The organism is Mycobacterium sp. MAA66, assembly GCF_041261665.1.
Taxonomy (GTDB): Bacteria; Actinomycetota; Actinomycetes; order Mycobacteriales; family Mycobacteriaceae; genus Mycobacterium.
This window is the reverse complement of sequence record NZ_JBGCCC010000020.1, coordinates 1-19,549: the sequence shown is the minus strand read 5'-3', so window position 1 is coordinate 19,549 and position 19,549 is coordinate 1. Positions and strand designations below refer to the sequence as shown.

Sequence of the window (19,549 nt, the reverse complement as noted above, 5' to 3'; positions counted from 1 at the left end):
TCCCGCGCAGCCACCGCGATCGCATCCACCACCGCCACAGCCGAAGAATCCCCAGATTCGAACATACATTCGATGATAAACCTCGCCACCGACACACACCGGCGCCAACAATCCCCCACCCACCAGACGCGCTTAGGACATCTAAACGTCAGCCGCCCAACAGCATTGGCTGTTCCTTCTACTCGGCGCCGAACTCGCGACGACCGAAGACTGCCGTCGTCTGCGATTAGGCCGGCTAACCACAACAAGATTCAAGCACCGGCGCCGCGCCCCCGGAACGCGAGTCACTTAGCCCAACAAATCAACGAGGACAGAAGGCGCCAGGGACGGGCAGCCACACAATCCCCCAAAGTCTGGTTAGCGTCACTAATCGAAAGCGATCCCGAGAATCGGGCCAGCCGGCGTTACGCTTCCCCGCCGCCCAGATAGCTCGCAATGGCGTTGGTCAGCCCCCGCCGCGCCTCGTCCAGATCCGAGTAGGTACCCAGCTGACGCTCGGAGGCGATACCGCGCATGGCGCCGGGGATGAACGACGCCACCTCCCGCACCCGACGTGGGTCGACGTTCAGATCCGCGAACGCCTGCTGGCAAGTCTCCTGCCAACTCTGTCCCCAGGAGTAGAACTCGGCGGCGGTACGCGGGTAAAGCCTTTCCAGCTCAACGTAATCACGGGGCAACGCGGCCCGCAGGTTCTCGATCGCCAGCGAGTCCCTGGCAGTCAGCCCGTCGTACAGGGTGTCGATGATTCCGGCCACCCTGCCGCGAAGGGTCCGGCTCGCTTTGGTCTTACTGAACAGATTCGCCCGGCGCTCGGCGGTGTAATGCATGACCGCCGCCCAGAATCCATCAGTGTCGCCGAACTGGTACTGCACCGTCCCCCACGTCACGCCGATCTGTTTCGCGATTCGGTTGGCGGACACGGGCTCCCCCGATGCGAGCGCCTTGACAGCAGCCTCCAACAGGGATTCCCGCGACGCCTGCCCACGACGGTTGGCCCGCCGCCCCGCGCTGTCCGGTTCCGCCATGGAAGGCATGGTAACCCAAGTTTTCATTGACACCTCTATGATCTCTCCCTAGAGTCCGAAGAATGGCCAAACCGCCACTGTCGATGAAACCCACCGGGTGGTTTCAGGTCGCATGGTCGAACGAGATCAACGCCCGCGACGTCCATCGAATGAAGTACTTCGATCGCGAAATGATCGCCTGGCGAACACAATCCGGCACCTTGACCGTGATGGAGGCCTACTGCGAACACCTCGGCGCCCATCTGGGCCACGGTGGCCATGTCGAAGGCGAAGTTATCCAGTGCCCGTTCCATGGCTGGCAATGGAATACCGAGGGCCGCAACGTCTGTATCCCCTACCAGGATCGGCCCAACCGCGGTCGGCGCATTCGGACCTACCCCGTCGTCGAACGCAACGAATCCGTGTACATCTGGCACGACGCCGAAGGACGCGAACCCTATTTCGAAGCGCCCGACATCTTCGCCGACTTCGGTCAGAGAACCGCAGCCGACTACTACCCGCAACAGCGGTTGTACCGCACAGATCTGGAGATGCATCCGCAGTACGTACTCGAGAACGGCGTGGATTTCGCGCACTTCAAATATGTGCACCAGACCCCGATCGTGCCCAGGTTCACCCGGCACGACTTCGACGAACCGTGGTCGTACGTAGATTTCACCGTCACCTTCGAGGGCGACGACGGCCAGAGCATCGACGACATCAACAGCGGGGTGGAGGCCATCAACGGCGGACTCGGCATTGCCGTGACCAAAAGCTGGGGCATGATCGACAACCGCACCATCTCGGCCGTCACCCCGGTCGACGAATCCACGTCCGACGTGCGGTTCATGGTTTACATCGGGCGCACCCCAGGCCGCGATGACCAGCGCACCGCCGACAAGGCCCAGATGTTCGGCGCAGAGGTCATCCGACAATTCGCCCAGGACATCGACATCTGGCGCTACCAACGCTATTCGGATCCACCCGCGCTGGCGACCGCCGAATACGAGGGCTTCACCGCAATTCGCAAGTGGGCCAATCAGTTCTATCCGGACACACGAAGGGCAGACACCGAATGAGCGACAAGATCCGCGTCTTCCAGGTGGCCACCGGCAACGTCGGCACCGAGATGATCAAGCGCATAGCCGACCGCCCTGATCTGGAACTCATTGGGCTGCACTGCTATACAGCGGAGAAGATCGGCCGCGATGCCGGCGAGATCGCGGGCCTGGCGCCCAACGGGGTGATCGCCACCGGGAGCGTCGACGACATCATTGCCGCCAAGCCCGATGTGATGACCTTCCACGGCGTCTTCCCCGACGAGGACCTATACGTGAAAGTCCTTGAGGCCGGAATCAATATCGTCACCACCGCCGACTGGATCACCGGCTGGCACCGCGACACCAACCACCCGCACCCATCCGGAAAGTCGGTCAGTCAGATCCTCGCCGAAGCCGCGGCCAAGGGCGGGTCGACGTTCTACGGCACCGGGATGAATCCGGGCCTGAATCAGATTCTGGGCGTGGTCTGCTCGGCCGACGTCGCCGAGATCGAGAACGTCACGACCATCGAGTCGGTGGATGTGTCCTGCCACCATTCGAAGGACACCTGGATCGAGGTGGGTTACGGCCTGCCCGTTGATGATCCGTCGATCCCGGACAAGCTGGAGAAGTACACCCGGGTGTTCGCCGACAGCGTGCTGATGATGGCCGACTGTTTCGGACTGGAACTCGACGAGGTCAAGTTCAGCTACGAGTTGGGAGCGTGCACAAAGGACGTCGACCTGGGCTGGTACACCTTGCCCAAGGGCTCCCTCGGCGGCAACTACATCAAGTACCAGGGCATGGTCGACGGGGTGCCGCGGGTCGAGACCCATCTGGAGTGGCAGATGACCCCGCACACCGATCCGAGCTGGAAGATCCAGGGTTGCTACATCACCCAGATCAAGGGGGATCCGTGCGTCTACAACAAGCACATGATCTTCCCCAAGCCTGGCGTCGACTTGTCCAACCCGGACAACTTTGCATCCATCGGTATGACGGTGACGGGCATGCCGGCCCTCAGCGCGATCGCCTCCGTGGTGGCTGCCCCACCCGGATTGCTGACCAGCGCCGATCTGCCCCTCCGCGGGTTCGCCGGCCGGTTCAAGCTGGACTGATCCCGCCAGAATATATACATACCTTTGGTCTCGAGTTACGCTACCGTCAATGCCGCTGAGAAGCGGCTGTGAGGCCATATCGCGAAGGGTGTGACGTGTGAGCGTGGCACGCTTGAGGGAGACCCGGCCATGGTCGCGGTCGGCGAGTTCTCCCACCTAGTCTCGTCGATCTATCACGCTGCGATCCATCCGGAAGATTGGCCCGCAGCGATGGTGAAAACGGCTGAGGTCTTCGGCGCCGACGGCGCGGGCCTGGTGATGGCCGACGGGATCAGCCGGAGGCGGCAGTGTGCCAGCATCCCCGATGAGGCGATCCGCGACTACGACCAGTACTACCGCCACATCGACTACGTCTTGGAGGCCGTCGAGTCCGGACCCGTGGGTCTGGTCCGCGGCGGCCAACCGCTTGCGGCCCTGCGACCGGACGCCGAGTTCCATCTCGATTGGATGCGCCGACATCACCTTGACGACGGCCTGTTCGTGCGACTGACCGACGACCGCATGCCGGCCTGTTTCCTGATCGCGACCCGCAAGCGTTCCGAACCATTCGACAATGCCGAGCACGTCGAACTGGCGAACGCACTGGTGCCCCATTTCCAGCAGGCGCTGCGGATCGACAGGGATATGCACGACGTGACCCACCACATGCACGACATCTCCAACGCCATGGACGATGTGACCCGAGTCGGCATGGCGATCGTCGGCGCGGGCCCGTCGGTGCGCTATCTGAATTCCGCGGCCGAGAAGATCGTCGCCCGCCAAGATGGCCTGTGTATCCAGGGCGGGGTGTTCGAGATCGCTTCTCCCCGCGTCGATGTGGCACTGCATCGCGCCATCAACACCGCCCTCGGCCACTGCGAATCTGCCGTAGCCAGCGGCAACTCTCTGCTCTGCCCACGACCATCCGGGTTGCGCCCATACGTGATTCACGTGCTGCCCGTCCGCCGCACCGCAGCCGACTACACGGAATCGCGGGCGCTGCTCCTCATCATCGATCCCGAACAACAACCAGAACCTGCGCCGGATCTGCTCCGTCGGCTGTACAGCATGACCAATGCGGAAGCCGCCGTGGCGATCCGTCTACTGCAGTGCGACGGCATCAAGCCGATCGCCGAGAGCATGTGCCTGTCCACCGGCACAGTGAAAACGCACCTGCAGCACATCTTCGACAAGACCGGCACTCACCGGCAAGCCGAGCTGGTGCGCCTGCTGATGGCAATTGCGTTGTAGGTCTCGCCCGATGTTCAACCGTTTGGCTGATGCCACCAGCCAGCACGCACGGCTAGGAACAACTGCATGGAACAGCTCGAACGCTGCGATGTCTGCATAGTGGGTGCCGGCATCGCCGGCATGAACGCCCTGTTTGTCGCCGGCCAATACCTCAGGCCTGGCCAACGGGCGATACTGATCGATCGCCGCGCACGCACCGGCGGGATGTGGGTGGATACCTACGACTACGTCCGCCTGCACCAACCACACCCGTTCTTCACCGCGGGGAACATCGGCTGGACGCTGAACCGCGAGCCTTCATATCTGGCCACCAAGTCCGAGGTATTGGGTCACTTCACCCACTGCCTCGATGTCATCCGACAGCACATCACCGTCGATGAATTCTTCGGCTGGACAATGCAATCCGACGAGGAAACCGGTGATGAAGTCAGAGTTACCTGCACCTCCGACGACGGCCGGACCCTGGTGGTCGAAGCCGTACGACTGATCAAGGCCTACGGCGCCGAGGTCGAGCCCAACAAACCATTGCCGGTCTCCAGCCATCACGTCCGTTCGGTGTCACCGGACTCCTGCGATGTCCGCTGTGGCCCGATCAATTCCAGCGACGCGCCGGTATGGATCGTCGGCAGCGGCAAGACCGCCATGGACACCGCGCGCGCACTGATCACCGCCCGCCCCGGGCGTGAGGTGAATCTGCTGGGTGGTTCGGGGACCTATTTTCTGCGCCGCGATCGGGTCCTCCCCACGGGCGGCGAAAGGTGGTGGGGTGGAGTGCCGTTCGATGCCCTCGTGGGCGAGCTGACCCGTCTGTTCGACGGCACCAACGAAGACGAGGTGGCGCGCGCGTTCCGAGCGCGCTGTGGCGTATGGCTGACGCCCGGCACTGGGAACTTTCTCCTGGGAATTGTGTCCACAGCGGAGACCGAGATGATCGCCGCGGGTTTGAACCAGGTGGTGATGGACCACTTCGTAGACGCCGTCGACCACGATGACCGGACCGAATTGCAGCTTCGCAGCGGTACGGTCCGGCAGATCGCCCCGGACAGCTGGATCATCAACTGCACCGGGTACCTGCTGCGCAGCCCGCGACCGTACGAGCCGTACACGACGCCCAGCGGTCGGGTGCTGTCGATCAACAGCCGAGCCGCGGCATTGCACCTGACGACATACATGGGCTATTTCCTCACCCACTTGATGTTCACCGATCAGCTCGCGGACATCCCGCTTTACGCGCTGGACACGTTCGACCTGCGGCGCAAGTCGAACGCGGCATTTCCCTACGTCCTCATGTCGTTGGCGCAACACAACATGAGCCTGATCTCAGATGCTCTTCCCGCCAGGGTCTTTCGCGACTGCGGGCTCGACCCCGCTCGGTGGTATCCACTGCCCAGGCGCGCTGTCGGGCTGGCCCGATTCATGGCCACCCATCACCGTCAGCGCCCGCACCTGCGCCGCACCTTGGACACCGTCGCCGAACGATTCGACGTCCGGTGCGCGCCACTCGGCCAACTCCAGCGCGCCTGACGACTACTTGGGGTGCGCGCTGAAGAACTGCCAGATGGTGTCGGTGGCGTTGAGTGCGGTCGATGGGGGTGGTAGTTCACCCAACCGTTGAGCGAGCGGGCTCGGCACACCGCCGGGCCATTGATGGCCTGCGCCGTCGACGCTGATCAGTTCGACCGTGCGCGCGCCGGGGCAGTCCGCGGTCTGGGTCGTCACCGCACCGGCCGTTGACGTCGCCGGTGGCCCACAACCGTCGATGCCTCGCCACGTCGCATTCACCGCCGGCACCGACGGCCCATCGACATTCGGTGCACCTGTCAGTGTTTTCGCCTTGCCCGGCCCACCGTCGTACAGAACTCGGTCGTCCGCGGTGCCATGGATCTGTAGCACCGATGTCGGCGCCGCATGCGAGCAGTCCGCCAACAGCGTCCCGGCGACCGGAGCGATCGCGGCGAACAGGTCACTCTGGCAGCCCAGGCGCAGCGCCATCATCGCTCCGTTGGACATGCCGGTGACGTACACGCGCGCCGGGTCGACGGGAGTCTGCGCGGCGATTGCCGCCACCACGGCGGTGATGAACCCGACGTCGTCGATGTTGCGACTCTTCGGTATGCCACAACAGGTTCCAGCATTCCAGGCCCGGTCCATCCCGTCTGGGTACGCCACCAGAAAGTGGGCCCCATCCGCCTCGGCATCCCAGTTGTATGCGCGTTCGGCTTGCGCTCCGTCGCCGTAGCCGCCGTGCAGCATGACCACCAAAGGTGCTGGGCCGCTGAGCCCTTCGGGACGGTAGAGCTCAAAGGTTCGGTCGATACCGTCGGAGGACAGCGACTGAGTGGACTGCCCCACCGGGATGCCACCCGGCGGGGCACCCACGGCGTGCCGTCCACCGAAGCATCCGCTGAGCGCCAGCGTCGAGATGACGGTCAGGCAAGCGATCAGCAGGCCGCGCGACGCACGAGTCATGTGCCCATCGTGCACTCGGCTGATGACGGACGCATCCCCCGGTACCGGCTGGGAGCCCACGACGCCCGAACTCTGCTGATCGAACTGACACCCCGTGGTCGGCAGGCGCTCGCGGTGACGCGCGCCAACGCCGTCGCCATAGAGGCCGACTGGCGCCGGATTCTGGGCCAGCGGCGACTCGACGAGCTGCGAGATACATTGCAGCTCTTGCTGACTAAGGATGCACCGGCATGAATCTCCACGCACCGTCACCCAGCAACTCCAGCTGATTCTGGTGCTGGGCCACCAGCGAGCGGTGGTGGCTGACGCTGACCACGACCGTGTCGGGCAGTTCGGTGCGCAGCAATTCATACAGCGCGAAGGCCAGGCCCTCATCCAGCGCGGAGGTGGCTTCGTCGAGGAACACCGCCCTGGGCCTGGTGAGCAGCACTCGAGCGAACGCAACGCGCTGCTGCTCTCCCGGCGACAGCACCTTGACCCAGTCCCGCTCCTCGTCGAGCCGATCACGCAAGGGCGCCAAGGAAACCCGGGTCAAGACGTCCTGCAATAGCTCGTCGGCGATGTCGCCGGGTTCGGCGGGATAGGACACGACCGTCCGCAGATCGCCCAGGGGCAAGTAGGGCAGCTGCGAGACGAACATCGTGGCGTCATCGGCAGGCCGGTGCCAGAGACCGGTCGCGGCGGGCCACAACCCGGCGAGACTACGCAGCAGGGTGGTCTTGCCGCTGCCGGACGCACCGGTGATGGCCAAGGACTGGCCCGGTTCCAGCCGCAGATCGAGAGCAGCCACCAACGGCTCTCCCGCGGGCGTGGACACTGCGACCCCAGCCAAGATCACTGCGCCGGAGCTTGGTTCGGCCTGCAACACCGGCAGTCGGCGGGCACGTTCGTTGGCCTCGATCAGCCCGTCCAGTCGAATGATCGCGGCTTCGTAACTCGCGAACTGGCTGTAGGCATTGCGGAAGAACGACAACCCCGACTCGATCTTGCCGAAGGCCCCGGCGGACTGGGTGACGTCGCCCAGCTTGATCGTGCCGGCAAACAGCCGCGGGGCCTGCAACACGTAGGGCAGCGGCAGGATCGTCTGGGTCACCGAGTAGTTCCACCCGACCAGCCCGAGCGTCCTGCGGACGTAATGCCGATAGTTCGATATGACGGCAGAAAACCGTTGCTCCAACAGCTTTCGCTCGGCACGTTCACCCCGATAGAAGCCGACCGCCTCAGCCGCATCGCGCAACCGCACCAACGCGTAGCGAAATGCCGCGTTGGTCTGCTCATTGCGGAAGCTGAGCCGGATGAGCGGATGGCCGATCCGGAAGGCGATGACCGAGGCAGTCAGCACGTAGGCGATCACGATCCAGAACAGCGCCTTGGGTATGCCGACGCCAAACACGGTCAGGGTGCCCGAAAGCCGCCACAAGATGATCGCGAACGACGCCACCGAAGCCACCGAATTGATCGCCCCGAACAACAGCATGCTCTGCGAGTAATAGGTGGGGACGTTGGGACCGGTACCCACGCCCGTGGTGAACATGTCGATGTCCTGCTGAATGCGTTGGTCTGGGTTGTCCACGACGGGCTCGACGAACCGGCCGCGATAATAGGCGTGACCGGACAACCAGTCCCCGGTCACCCGACGGGTCAGCCACACGCGCCACCGAATGATGAACCGCTGGGTCAGGTACGTGTCGAACACGATTCGTGCGATATGGATCGCGGCGAGAATGCAGAAGATGACGATGGCCACCCAGAAGCCGTGTATGCCTGAGTTTCGTTCGGCGGCATTGTGCGCACCCTCGCCGCGGAAAGCGATTTGCAGCGCGGAAAACAGGTCGTTGTTGTAATAGCTGAGCAGGACGGCAATCCGCACCTCGAGAATCACCGACAGCAGCAGCACCGAGAGCACGCACCACACCGGCCAGCTGTCCCGGCCCGTGAAGTACGCACCGGTGACGCGCCAGAACCGTTTCGCCCACGTGACATAGCGGATCAGCAGAAGCGCAAGCACAAGAGCACATATCGCGCTGATCGCCCATGCTTCGGCGATCCACCACACCGATAAGGCGAGCTGATTGCCCCAGTCGATCGAGGGTTTGAACATCGCACGAGTATCGTTCGCCGCCGCAGAATATGTCGATTGAACAATGTCCAAACAAGCGCCGCCCGATTCGGCGGGCGCTGCTACCGTTCGGCTAAATGCAGTGCTAACAGGAGACGACCTGTCGTGCCCCCTCTACTTCGTGAGTTACTGAACGCCCATCGGCCGCTGATTGCGATCATTCTCGGGGCCACCCTGGTGTCGACGCTCATGAGCCTGGCCATGCCATGGCCGCTGAAGGTCGTCCTGGACAACGTCGTCGCCGGTGACCCCCCGCCGAAGTGGATCGCTTGGTTGGTTCCGATGATGGGCGGCCACGCCAAGATTCACATCGCCGCGGCGGCGGGCGTCGCCACCGTCGCCATCGCCTTGGTCAGCGGGGCCGCCTTCTATGTCGCCAGCTATACGACCGAGCGGCTGGGCCAGTGCATCGGAAACGATCTGCGGGTGCGGCTGTACCACCACTTGCAGGAACTGTCGCTCGCCTACTACGACACCAATCGGGTCGGCACCATCCTGAGCACCCTTACCACCGACGTCCAGACGATCCAGAGCTTTGCGTCGACCTCCACTCTCAACATGCTCACCGACACGCTGACTCTGGTCGCCATGGCGGTGGTGATGCTCATGCTCCGTTGGGATTTCGCGCTCATCGCCCTCGCCGTGACGCCCATATTGATCATCTTCCTGATTCGCGTCAACAAGGCCATCAAGGTGGCCGTCTCCGAGGTGCGCACCCGTCAGTCCGACCTGCTCGCCACGTTGCAGGAGGGCCTGCAGTCGATCGAGGTGGTGCAGGCCTACTCCCGCGAGGACTACACCGACCAGAAGGTGCAGACCGTCAGCCAGGAAACCGTCACGGCATGGCTCAAGACGCGAAAACTGTCGGCACTGCTCTCGCCGGTCGTCAGCGTGGTGATCGCGGCGTGCACCGGACTGGTGTTGTGGCGCGGTGCCCTTCTCGTTCTGCACGGAGGCATGACCGCGGGTGCCCTGACCGTATTCCTGGCGTACCTCGCGCGGTTCTTCCAACCGGTGCGCACCCTGTCGCAGATGACGAACACCATCGCCCAGGTGTCGGTCGGGTTCCAGCGGGTCACCGCGGTGTGTGACGCCGACGTCACGATCCCGGAGCGCCCCGCCCCGATCGACCCGCCACCCTTCAAGGGGGCGATCGAATTCGACCACGTTTCCTTCAGTTATGACCCGAAAGTGCCAGTGCTGCGCGACATTTCGTTCACGGTCGAGCCGGGACAGATGGTCGGCATCGTGGGCCCCACCGGCAGCGGTAAGTCCACTCTGGTCAGCCTCATCCCGCGGTTCCGGAACCTGGACAGTGGCCGGATCACCATCGATGGTGTCGATACCGCCGACTACACACTGCACGGACTGCGCACCCAGATCGGCTTCGTGCTGCAGAACACGGTGCTGCTACGCGGGTCCATTCGCGACAACATCGCCTTCGGTTGCCCGGATGCCACCGAGGACGAGATCATCCTCGCCGCCAAGATGGCCAATGCCGACGAATTCATCGACCGCATGCCCGATGGCTACTGCACCTTGGTCGGCGACCGGGGATCGACGCTGTCGGGCGGTCAGCGCCAGCGCATCGGCATCGCTCGGGCGCTCATCCGCAACAATCCGATCCTGATCCTCGACGAGCCAACGGCGGCTTTGGACGCCGAGTCCGAGCACCTGGTGGTCGAGGCGATGGAACGACTCATGGAGGGGCGCACGGTCATCACGATCGCTCATCGCCTCAGCACCCTGCGTGACGCGCACAAGATCATCGTCGTCAAGGACGGCGTGGTGGTGGAAGACGGCTCGCACCAGGAACTGATGCAACTGGACGGCGTCTACGCCCAGCTGCACCGGCTGCAGTTCGAGCAGCCAGCCTGACCCGGTGCCGCCGCGAGAACGGGCCCCGCTCAGCGCCATTCATCTTGCAGTCAAACTCCAGGTGAACGGATGGTGTGGCGCCGGACAGGGTTGCCATCAAACCCGACGTGAAAGGCATTGGCGTTGCTAACATCTGCATGTCCACCAGCTGGTTGGGATTCTCTTCGACGAAGACATGATTAAGGAGCGTGGCGATGCTGATTATGCGGGACCATGGTGTTGAGGATTACGAAGCATTGCGCGACATGGACGCCACCGATGTCGGCGATTTGAACGCAGACGATCAGGCCTGCCTCAATGAGCTGGGCCAGTATCTGGTGACCACCGAGGCCTGGCAGCGCTTCGGAATCTGGTTGCTGCACAAGCACTTCCTTCCCGAGCCCGGTGAGGTGTTCGTCGAGCAGGTGGTGCATTCACCGCGCGGGACCAAGACCTCGCCGATCGACCGTTCGGCCCTCGGGCAGCTGAGTGCCACCGCAATTCGATTCGACGACCTGGCCGACGGAGTGGGTGTGGTCGGCATGGAGTTCGCCGAGCCGGACGACTTCGGTGACGCAGAGCCGTTGAGCGACGATGACGCGATCATTCTGGCCGGCATCGCCGAGCGACTGCAGGCCCACGACATGGTCGAGCGCTTCGGCGTGCGGCTGATCCGCAATCCGCTGGGGCTGACCGACAGCGAATTGCTCCACGAGACCACCGACTCCGGCGACCGGACGATGAACTGCACCGTCGGCGACCGCGCCGAGGTACTGGTCGAGCAGAACGTCACCCAGACGGCGTGGAAGTGGCGTGTGGTGCACGGCGGACCGGAAACGATCGTGATGCAGGACTGCACCGCGGGCTGCGTCCGTGTCGGCGAGGGCCACGACATCTCCCACAAGGCGTCCGGGACCGACGACTTCGACAACCCCACCGAAGGCGGGCCAGACAACCCGTTCTGACCCGACGACATCAAACCGCGGGGCACTGCCGGCCGAGCCGGTGTGCCCCGCGGTTTTGTTTTGCATTAGCTTATTTGCGCTTGTGGCAAACACATTGCCGTGGGCGAGCGCCAATACTTGCCATGCAATGGCTTGACAATCTGACACTCCCCAAGCCTGTCAGCAAGCTGTGCATCGCCGATCGTTTCTTTGCTGCGTGTAACGGAGATGCCGAGGGGGCCGATATCAGGGCTGTGGGTTGTGCACGTTCATAACCGTGGACGGTCCGCGACCCCACGCGATATAACCACGATTGGAGTACCTCTCATGAGCAACCCTGGACGTCACCGCGTTTTGGTCGGTTTCGTTGCGGCATCGGCCTTGGCGCTGATCCCACTGGCCGCCGCCGGTTCGGCATGGGCTGACGACGAAGTGTCCGGCGACACCGGAGCTGCGATCACCACCCCGGTGGGCGGCGGCAATGTCGGAGGCGGCGCCAACCTCGGCCTGCCCAACCCGTTTACGGCCTGGCACCCGGGCGACGCTTCGGCCGGTGCCGGCGGCGGCGCTGGAGTCAACGCAGGCGGCGGAGCCAACCTCGGCGTGCCCAACCCCTTCCCGGCCTGGCACCCGGGCGATGCTTCCGCCGACGGCGGCGCCAACCTCGACGTGCCCAACCCCATCCCGGCCTGGCACCCGGGCGATGCTTCCGCCAACACCAACGCCAACGCCAACGCCAACACCAACACCAACACCGGCGGCGGAGCCGCAGTGAACACCCCGGTCGCACAAGGCGGCATCAACACCGGCGGCGGAGCCAACCTCGACGTGCCAAACCCCTTCCCGGCCTGGCACCCCGGTGACGCATCCGCCAACGCCGACGGCGGCGCGGCAGTGAACACCCCGCTCGGCGGCGCCAACCTCGACACCGACGGTAGAGCCGACATCGGTGCCCGGGGCGCCGGCGTCAATGCCGGCACCGGCGCCGGGGTCAACACCCCGATCGGGGGCGGCAACATCGGCGGTGGCACGAGCTTCGGCGCCGGTCGCTGAACTTGACTGACCGACAGCACACGTGAAACAAAAAGCCCCTCACCTGCACGCAGGTGAGGGGCTCGTGGCGGTGGCGGAGGGATTTGAACCCTCGGTGGGGGGTTACCCCACACACGCTTTCGAGGCGTGCTCCTTAGGCCGCTCGGACACGCCACCGTGTGGCAGCTTACCGGCCGCGCGCTGCTGGCCATAATCGAGCCCTGACCACCAGTTACCTCTGACGGGCGAAGAAAGACTCCAATAGCGCCGCGCACTCAGGCTCCAGCACCCCGCCGCGAACCTCGGGCCGGTGCGTCAGGCGCCGGTCTCGCACGACGTCCCACAAGGAGCCCACCGCACCGGTCTTGGGTTCCCACGCCCCGAACACCACCCGGGCCACCCGCGCCATCACCAACGCGCCGGCGCACATGGTGCACGGCTCGACGGTCACCGCCAGGGTCGCCCCTTCCAGCCGCCATCCATCACCGTGCACCGCGGCGGCCGCACGCAAGGCCAGAATCTCGGCGTGCGCGGTCGGGTCCCCCAAGGTTTCCCGGGCATTGGCGGCGCGCGACAGCTCGACACCCTCGGCAGAAAAGACAACGGCACCGATCGGCACATCGTCGGCACCGGCCAGACCGGCCGCATCCAGCGCCAGCCGGATCAGCCGTTCGTCTGAAATCACCGGGACAGTTTGTCCAACACCGCCGACAGTTCGTCGCCGAAGCCCATCTCCTGCGCGATCCGGCTCAATTGCTCGTCGGCATACTCGTCGTCAGCCAAGATCACCCCGAGCACCGCCTCGGGCAGTCCCAGGTCGGACAGCACCCCGAGGTCGCCCTCCTCGAACGGATCCTGCTCCTCCAACTCGTCCAGACTCACGTCGGCGTCGAGCTTCTCCAACACGTCGGCGGCGATGTCGTAATCGAGCGCCGCAGTGGCATCGGACAGCAGCAGCCGGGTGCCCGACGGGGCCGGACGGACGATCACGAAAAATTCGTCATCGATGTTCAGCAAGCCGAAAACTGCTCCAGCACTGCGCAATTCACACAGCTCGGTCTCCACCGCAGACAGATCGTTCAACCCGGCCCGGGTCAGTGGCGCGCACCGCCAGGTGCCGTCCTCACGCACGACAGCAACACCGAACCCATCCGGTAGGTCGGCACCGGAGGGTTGTGCCTGCGCGCGCTGTGCTGCCATGCGGGTAACGCTAGTCCGCGGCCTGCCACTTGACCAGCGGTCCCGGCTACGCCGGCGGCACCGCATGTGCCAACCTTGGAAGGTGACGACTCCGGTGTGCGTACTCGGTTTGGGGTTGATCGGCGGTTCGCTGATGCGTGCGGCCCATAGCGCCGGTCGCGAGGTCTTCGGGTACAACCGTTCGATCGACGGCGTCACCGCGGCGCGGGCCTCGGGGTTCGATGCCACCGACAACCTTACCGAGGCACTGCAGCGCGCTGCTGCCACCGACGCACTCATCGTGCTCGCGGTCCCGGTTCCCGCCCTGCCGAGCATGCTCGAGCACATCCGAGACAGCGCGCCGGACTGCCCACTGACCGATGTCGTGAGCGTCAAAGGCAATGTGCTGCAACAGGTTCAGCAATACGACCTGCTGCGCAACTTCGTCGGCGGCCATCCGATGGCCGGCACGGCGCACTCCGGATGGGCCGCCGGTACCGCCGAGCTGTTCGCCGGGGCGCCGTGGGTGCTGTCGGTCGACGATCACGTGGACCCACAGGTGTGGACCGAGGTGATGCACCTGGCGCTGGACTGCCACGCGGTGGTGGTGCCGGCCCGATCCGACGAACACGACGCGGCAGCAGCCGCCATCTCGCATCTGCCGCATCTGCTCGCCGAGGCGCTGGCCGCCACCGCGGGGGAGGTGCCGTTGGCCTTCGCGCTGGCCGCCGGCTCGTTCCGTGACGGCACCCGGGTCGCGGCCACCGCGCCGGACCTGGTGCGCGCTATGTGCGAGGCCAACGCCGATCAGCTGACAGTGATGCTCGACCGCGCGCTGGACCTGCTCAACCAGGCACGATCCTCGCTGGTCAATGCCGATTCGGTGGCCGAGCTGGTGGAGACCGGGCACGCCGCCCGGACCCGCTACGAGAGCTTCAGCCGCCCGCAGATCATGACCACCGTGATCGGCGCCGACGGTTGGCGTGCCGAATTGGCCGCTCAGGGCCGCGCCGGCGGGGTGATCAGATCCGCTCTGCCAGTCCTGGGTAATCGAGGATGAAGCCGTTGTCGTCGACGGTGATATCGGTCTGAGTGACGGGCGAATTCAGCTTGATCGGCTCGCCGTGGCCACCGCTGGTGTAGCCGATCGTCTCCGGCTCCACCGTCAGGTCCGGCACCCGCACGTACACCACCGGCAGCGATACCGTGTCGGTCCGCCGGTACAGGCCGGTCCGCCGGATGGGCAGCGCATTGAAGAACGGGCTGAAGATCACGTCGACGTCGAGCGCACCGTCATAGGCCGCACGCTTGGTCTGGTTCTGGTGATCCTGCACCAGCCACATGTTCTCTTCATCGCGGGCGATGGACAGCTGCCGCTCGCGCTCGGCCAGCGTGACGGTCAGCGACAACCGTTTGGTGGCTCCACTCTCGTCGGTCACCAGGTCGTACGAGGCGCTGAACGCCGGATGCAACGGGGTCTGCGCCGCGACGATGCGGCCGTAGGCCTTGATCCGGTTACCCGACAACTGCACCCGTACCGACTCCATGCGCGGCTCGTCCTGGGCGCGCCAGGTCAGGATCGCCGGCCACGCGGCGTCATTGCTGGCCTCAGATTGGGCTGCACTCACGCGTCTACCGTAGGCGACGAACCCGACGCTTCGTAGCCCGCGGGCCGCGACAGCCGGACCGCCAGCGCCAACGCCGCGTCCAACAGCAGGGCCAGTGCCGTCACCAACAGCGCGCCGACCAACGCCAGATAGAACTGCCGCACCTTGATCCCGTCGATCAGATAGCGGCCGAGGCCGCCGAGGCTGGCGTAGGCGGCGATGGTGGCCGTTGCCACCACCTGAAGTGTCGCCGTCCGCAGCCCCCCGATGATCAGCGGCAGGGCTCCCGGCACCTCGGCACGCAGCAGCACCTGCCGCTCGGTCATCCCCATCGCGCGCGCCGCATCGACGATCACCGGGTCGACGTTGGCGACGCCCGCATAGCTGCCGGCCAGCAGCGGCGGTATGCCCAGCAGCATCAAGGCGATGGTCGGCGGCACCAAGCCGAGCCCCCACAGCAACACCCCGAGCAGCAAGATGCCCAGGGTGGGCAGTGCCCGGGTCGCGTTGATGGCGCTGACCAGCCAACCGGCCCGGCCCGAGTGTCCGATGAACAGCCCCAGCGGCACGGCGATCAGCGCACTGCACACCACCGCCACCGCGGTGTACTGCAGATGCTCACCGATGCGGGCAGCGATGCCCGCCGGTCCCCACCAATTGGCCGCGGTACCCAGGTAACTGAGGGCCTGTTGCAGAAAATTCATGCGGCCCGCCGCCACGGCGTGGCCACTCGCCCGGCGAGCATGATCGCGATGTCGACGACGATCGCCAGTACAAAGACGGCAATGATGCCCGCGACGATCTGGCCGCTCTTGTTGGCCTGATAGCCCTCGGTGAACCAGGTACCCAGCCCCCCGATGCCGATCACCGAACCCACCGACACCATGGAGATGTTCGTGACGGCGACGACCCGGATACTCGCGACCAGCACCGGAAGCGCCAGCGGCAGTTCAACTTTCACCAATCTGCTGCGTCGCCGATAGCCGATTGCGGTCGCCACGTCCAGCGTTTCGCCCGGCACGGCGTCGAGCGCTTCGGGCACCGCACGCACCAGCAACGCAACGGTGTACAGCGTCAACGCCACCATGACGTTGGCCTCGTCGAGTATTCGGGTGGGAATGATCAACGGCAACACCACGAACAGCGCCAACGACGGGATGGTGAACACGATGCTGGCCGTCACCGTGGTGAGTCGGCGCAGCGTGGGACGGTGCTGAATGTATCCGCCCAGCGGTACCGCAATGACCAGGCCGATCAGCAGCGGCACCAGCGACAGCCTCAGGTGGATCTGCGTCAGCAGCCACGCGGTGTCCAGGTGGGTCAGCAGGTATCGCATTGGATGCCCTTGCGGCCGTTGATCATTGCCAGCACATCGTCGGCCCGGATTCCACCGATCACCTGGAGGTGCTCATCGACGGCGACACCCAACCCGGACGGTGAGGACAATGCGGAATCGAGTGCCAAGCGCAGCGTGCCATCCGGGTGGTACAGCGATCCGCCGGCAATAGTGCTGTCGTACAGGGATTTTCCGATCCGGTGCAGCGCCACTCCGGGGGCGTTGATCCAGGCGTAGGGCGATCCGTCGGGCTTGGTCACCAGGGCCCATTGCCCGTCGGCGAGATCGAGCGCGTTCACCGCGACCTCGGCGACCGTCCGAACATCGTGCAGCGGTATTCCGGTGGCATCCAGGAACTGCAGGCCCCGGTAGCCACGATCGGTGCCGATGAAGCCGGCGACGAAGTCGTTGGCAGGGTTGGACAAGAGTCTTTGCGGGGCATCGTATTGCTGGAGCACACCGCCACGGCCGAATACCGCCACCTTGTCGCCGAGCCGAACCGCCTCGTCTATGTCGTGCGTGACGAACACAATGGTCTTACGCAATTCGCTTTGCAGTCGCAGTATTTCGGCCTGCAGTTCCTCGCGAACCACCGGATCGACAGCGCTGAACGGTTCGTCCATCAGCAGGATCGGCGGATCAGCCGCCAGTGCCCGCGCCACCCCGACGCGTTGTTGTTGACCGCCGGAAAGCTGGGCCGGGTACCGGTTGGCCAGTTTCGGATCCAAACCGACCCGTTCGAGCACGTGGTACGCCGCTTTGCGTGCGCCACGGCGTGATTGGCCCTTGAGCACCGGGACGGTGGCGACGTTGTCGATGACTTTCAGATGCGGGAGCAGGCCGGCACTCTGCAACACGTACCCGATGCCGAGACGTAACTCGACCGGGTCGACCGTGGCGACATCCCGGCCGTTCACCGTCAGTATTCCCTCGGTGGGGTCGATCATCCGGTTGACCATTCGCATCGACGTGGTCTTGCCACATCCGGACGGCCCGACGAACACCGTCAATGTGCCTTCGGGAACGTCCAGGCTGAGATCGTCGACCGCGACAGTGCCGTCGTCGTACTTCTTGGTGACGTTGCTGAACGTGATCATCTGCCGATAGCCTTGTCGAATCCGTTGTCGTGCACCCATTTCCGAGCCGCCTGGTCGGCATCGACACCGCCGTTGCCCGACACTGCGGTGTTGAGCTCGATCAGATCCTGCGTGGTGAGTTTCGCACTGACCGCGTCCAGCACCGTCTTGAGCAGATCGGACTTCTTCTGCGACGCGACCAGCGGCACCACGTTGGCGGCCAGAAAGTTGTGTTTGGGATCGTCGAGAACCACCAGGTTTTCCTGGACGATTGCGGGTGCGGTACTGAAAATGTCTGCGGCGGTGACGGTTCCGTCGACCAAGGCGCGCACTGTGGCCGGTCCCCCGCCATCGCTGATGGCGATGAAGTTGGCCGGTGCGACGTCGAGTCCGTACTTCGCCTTCAGCCCGGGCATGCCCTCGGTGCGCTGCAGAAATTCCGACGGGGCACCGAATTTCACCTCGGCCGAATGCCGGGCCAGATCGCCGATGGTCTTGAGATCCCACTTACGGGCCGTCTCCTCGGAGACCGCGACGGTGTCGGTATCAGCGGCCGGCGATGGCGTCAGGATCGACAGATCACCGGGAAGTGCCCGCTGCAAAGCCAATTCGACGTCCTCGGGTGTGCTGGCCTTGGTTTTCGGGTCGAAGTATTGCAGCAGGTTCCCGGTGTACTCAGGGATCAGGTCGATCGAATGATCCTTGACCGCAGGGATATAGGTTTCGCGGCTGCCGATGCCGAACTGCCGGCCGACGGTGAAACCATTGGCCTCCAGCGCCTGTGCGTAGATCTCGGCGATGATCTTGGACTCCGGAAAGTCGGCGGAGCCGACGGCGATCGACTTCAGATCGCCGGTGATCCCGCCGCCGCCCAGCGGGTTCGAACTGCCACAGCCCGTCAGCACAACGGCCAATACCAACGCCAACACGGTCAGAATTCGTGGCGGCGCGACAGCGCGCACGAGGGCCATCCGAACGTCCTTTCGGCGTCAGCGGTATGTCGCGACCTTAGCGTTCTTCCAAATTTGGTGTCGCAGTTCCCAGCATCCGGCGACTTGAACCGTCAAGATGGTCATCATGAGTACCGACTCCCCGGCAGAACCGTCGGCAACCACTGAGCCCACGCAGCCCGCCAAACAACCTGCCAAACAGCAGGGCAAGCAGCCTGAGTCGGCGGTGAAATTCACCAGGACCGCAGCGCTGTGGACGGCGCTGATCACCGGATTCCTGGTGCTTGTCCTACTTCTGGTGTTCATCATCCAGAACGGCGACGAGGTGCCGATCCGGCTGTTCGCCTGGCAGTGGCGAGTACAGCTGGGGGTGGCCATCCTGCTCGGCGCGGTCGCCGGTGGCCTACTGACCTTTGGGGTGGCCAGCATCCGGCTGCTGCAATTGCGGTTGGCGGCCCGCAAGAATCTCAAGGCCGGCTCCAGCTAGAGCAGCGCCAGCCCTTCGGCGATCAGTGGTGCCACGGCCTGGCCCACCGGATCCTCATACCCACCATCACCGCTGCCCATCCGAGCCCGAAAATCGATACC

19 protein-coding genes, 1 tRNA gene and 1 pseudogene are annotated in these 19,549 nt (G+C 64.6%); 10 read left to right on the top strand and 11 right to left on the bottom strand.

What is annotated here, in order from left to right:
- Window positions 1-404 precede the first annotated feature (404 nt).
- Window positions 405-1,025 (bottom strand): TetR/AcrR family transcriptional regulator, encoded by a 621-nt coding sequence (locus ABIA30_RS27220; protein ID WP_370071293.1) that lies wholly within the window; start codon window positions 1,023-1,025, stop codon window positions 405-407.
- Window positions 1,026-1,087: 62 nt separating this feature from the next.
- Between ABIA30_RS27220 and ABIA30_RS27215 the strand changes: the two genes are divergently transcribed.
- From ABIA30_RS27215 to ABIA30_RS27200, 4 genes are all read left to right on the top strand, one after another.
- Entirely contained in the window at window positions 1,088-2,083 is a 996-nt protein-coding gene (locus tag ABIA30_RS27215; RefSeq protein ID WP_370071291.1) for a Rieske 2Fe-2S domain-containing protein, read from the top strand.
- Window positions 2,080-3,162, top strand: a complete 1,083-nt coding sequence (locus ABIA30_RS27210; RefSeq protein WP_370071289.1) for a dihydrodipicolinate reductase — start codon at window positions 2,080-2,082, stop codon at window positions 3,160-3,162. Before ABIA30_RS27215 ends, ABIA30_RS27210 begins: the two co-directional genes overlap by 4 nt.
- Before the next feature lie 90 nt (window positions 3,163-3,252).
- Window positions 3,253-4,392 (top strand): helix-turn-helix transcriptional regulator, encoded by a 1,140-nt coding sequence (locus ABIA30_RS27205; RefSeq protein WP_370071287.1) that lies wholly within the window; start codon window positions 3,253-3,255, stop codon window positions 4,390-4,392.
- A gap of 66 nt (window positions 4,393-4,458) precedes the next feature.
- The gene (locus tag ABIA30_RS27200; RefSeq protein ID WP_370071285.1) at window positions 4,459-5,916 is read left to right on the top strand and encodes an FAD-dependent oxidoreductase; all 1,458 of its coding nucleotides are present in this window, start codon (window positions 4,459-4,461) and stop codon (window positions 5,914-5,916) included.
- Between the two features lie 3 nt (window positions 5,917-5,919).
- On the opposite strand, the gene ABIA30_RS27195 is transcribed toward ABIA30_RS27200, so the two are convergent.
- The gene (locus tag ABIA30_RS27195; RefSeq protein ID WP_370071283.1) at window positions 5,920-6,861 is read right to left on the bottom strand and encodes a PHB depolymerase family esterase; all 942 of its coding nucleotides are present in this window, start codon (window positions 6,859-6,861) and stop codon (window positions 5,920-5,922) included.
- Between the two features lie 60 nt (window positions 6,862-6,921).
- On the opposite strand from ABIA30_RS27195, the pseudogene ABIA30_RS27190 reads away from it, so the two are divergent.
- Window positions 6,922-7,095: pseudogene (locus tag ABIA30_RS27190) on the top strand (MarR family transcriptional regulator); the annotation flags it as partial.
- Here the strand turns inward: ABIA30_RS27190 and ABIA30_RS27185 are convergent.
- Window positions 7,076-8,962, bottom strand: coding sequence for an ABC transporter ATP-binding protein/permease (locus tag ABIA30_RS27185; RefSeq protein WP_370071281.1), 1,887 nt, complete (start codon window positions 8,960-8,962; stop codon window positions 7,076-7,078). The pseudogene ABIA30_RS27190 and the gene ABIA30_RS27185 sit on opposite strands and share 20 nt — an antisense overlap.
- 123 nt (window positions 8,963-9,085) lie before the next feature.
- On the opposite strand from ABIA30_RS27185, the gene ABIA30_RS27180 reads away from it, so the two are divergent.
- The 3 genes from ABIA30_RS27180 to ABIA30_RS27170 all read left to right on the top strand — a co-directional run bounded on the left by ABIA30_RS27180 (window position 9,086) and on the right by ABIA30_RS27170 (window position 12,834).
- On the top strand, window positions 9,086-10,858 hold the full coding sequence (locus ABIA30_RS27180; protein ID WP_370071279.1) for an ABC transporter ATP-binding protein: 1,773 nt from the start codon (window positions 9,086-9,088) through the stop codon (window positions 10,856-10,858).
- A gap of 194 nt (window positions 10,859-11,052) precedes the next feature.
- The gene (locus tag ABIA30_RS27175) at window positions 11,053-11,802 is read left to right on the top strand and encodes a hypothetical protein (protein WP_370071277.1); all 750 of its coding nucleotides are present in this window, start codon (window positions 11,053-11,055) and stop codon (window positions 11,800-11,802) included.
- Between the two features lie 306 nt (window positions 11,803-12,108).
- Complete coding sequence (locus tag ABIA30_RS27170) at window positions 12,109-12,834, top strand: hypothetical protein (RefSeq protein WP_370071275.1); 726 nt, start codon at window positions 12,109-12,111, stop codon at window positions 12,832-12,834.
- A 65-nt stretch (window positions 12,835-12,899) separates the two neighbouring features.
- On the opposite strand, the gene ABIA30_RS27165 is transcribed toward ABIA30_RS27170, so the two are convergent.
- The 3 genes from ABIA30_RS27165 to ABIA30_RS27155 all read right to left on the bottom strand — a co-directional run bounded on the left by ABIA30_RS27165 (window position 12,900) and on the right by ABIA30_RS27155 (window position 14,013).
- Window positions 12,900-12,990: transfer RNA gene (locus ABIA30_RS27165), tRNA-Ser, on the bottom strand.
- A 55-nt stretch (window positions 12,991-13,045) separates the two neighbouring features.
- Window positions 13,046-13,498 carry a nucleoside deaminase gene (locus ABIA30_RS27160; protein ID WP_370071273.1) on the bottom strand — a complete coding sequence of 151 codons (453 nt, stop codon included), beginning with the start codon at window positions 13,496-13,498 and terminating at the stop codon, window positions 13,046-13,048.
- Window positions 13,495-14,013 (bottom strand): tRNA adenosine deaminase-associated protein, encoded by a 519-nt coding sequence (locus ABIA30_RS27155; protein WP_370071271.1) that lies wholly within the window; start codon window positions 14,011-14,013, stop codon window positions 13,495-13,497. Before ABIA30_RS27155 ends, ABIA30_RS27160 begins: the two co-directional genes overlap by 4 nt.
- Before the next feature lie 94 nt (window positions 14,014-14,107).
- On the opposite strand from ABIA30_RS27155, the gene ABIA30_RS27150 reads away from it, so the two are divergent.
- The gene (locus ABIA30_RS27150) at window positions 14,108-15,052 is read left to right on the top strand and encodes a prephenate dehydrogenase (protein ID WP_370071295.1); all 945 of its coding nucleotides are present in this window, start codon (window positions 14,108-14,110) and stop codon (window positions 15,050-15,052) included.
- On the opposite strand, the gene ABIA30_RS27145 is transcribed toward ABIA30_RS27150, so the two are convergent.
- Genes ABIA30_RS27145 through ABIA30_RS27125 form a run of 5 tightly spaced genes read right to left on the bottom strand, consistent with a single transcriptional unit; the run spans window position 15,015 to window position 18,982 of the window.
- A complete protein-coding gene (locus ABIA30_RS27145) occupies window positions 15,015-15,620 on the bottom strand; it encodes a putative glycolipid-binding domain-containing protein (RefSeq protein ID WP_370071269.1) in 606 nt (201 codons plus the stop codon). The two genes, ABIA30_RS27150 and ABIA30_RS27145, sit on opposite strands and share 38 nt — an antisense overlap.
- On the bottom strand, window positions 15,617-16,303 hold the full coding sequence (locus tag ABIA30_RS27140; protein ID WP_370071267.1) for an ABC transporter permease: 687 nt from the start codon (window positions 16,301-16,303) through the stop codon (window positions 15,617-15,619). Before ABIA30_RS27140 ends, ABIA30_RS27145 begins: the two co-directional genes overlap by 4 nt.
- Window positions 16,300-16,935, bottom strand: coding sequence for an ABC transporter permease (locus ABIA30_RS27135; RefSeq protein ID WP_370071265.1), 636 nt, complete (start codon window positions 16,933-16,935; stop codon window positions 16,300-16,302). The genes ABIA30_RS27140 and ABIA30_RS27135 overlap by 4 nt, the downstream gene beginning before the upstream one ends.
- A complete protein-coding gene (locus ABIA30_RS27130; protein ID WP_370071263.1) occupies window positions 16,920-18,032 on the bottom strand; it encodes an ABC transporter ATP-binding protein in 1,113 nt (370 codons plus the stop codon). Before ABIA30_RS27130 ends, ABIA30_RS27135 begins: the two co-directional genes overlap by 16 nt.
- Window positions 18,029-18,982, bottom strand: a complete 954-nt coding sequence (locus ABIA30_RS27125; RefSeq protein WP_370071261.1) for an ABC transporter substrate-binding protein — start codon at window positions 18,980-18,982, stop codon at window positions 18,029-18,031. Before ABIA30_RS27125 ends, ABIA30_RS27130 begins: the two co-directional genes overlap by 4 nt.
- Before the next feature lie 106 nt (window positions 18,983-19,088).
- Here ABIA30_RS27125 and ABIA30_RS27120 point away from each other — a divergent pair, with 106 nt between their 5' ends.
- Entirely contained in the window at window positions 19,089-19,448 is a 360-nt protein-coding gene (locus ABIA30_RS27120; RefSeq protein WP_370071260.1) for a lipopolysaccharide assembly LapA domain-containing protein, read from the top strand.
- Window positions 19,449-19,549: the final 101 nt, after the last annotated feature.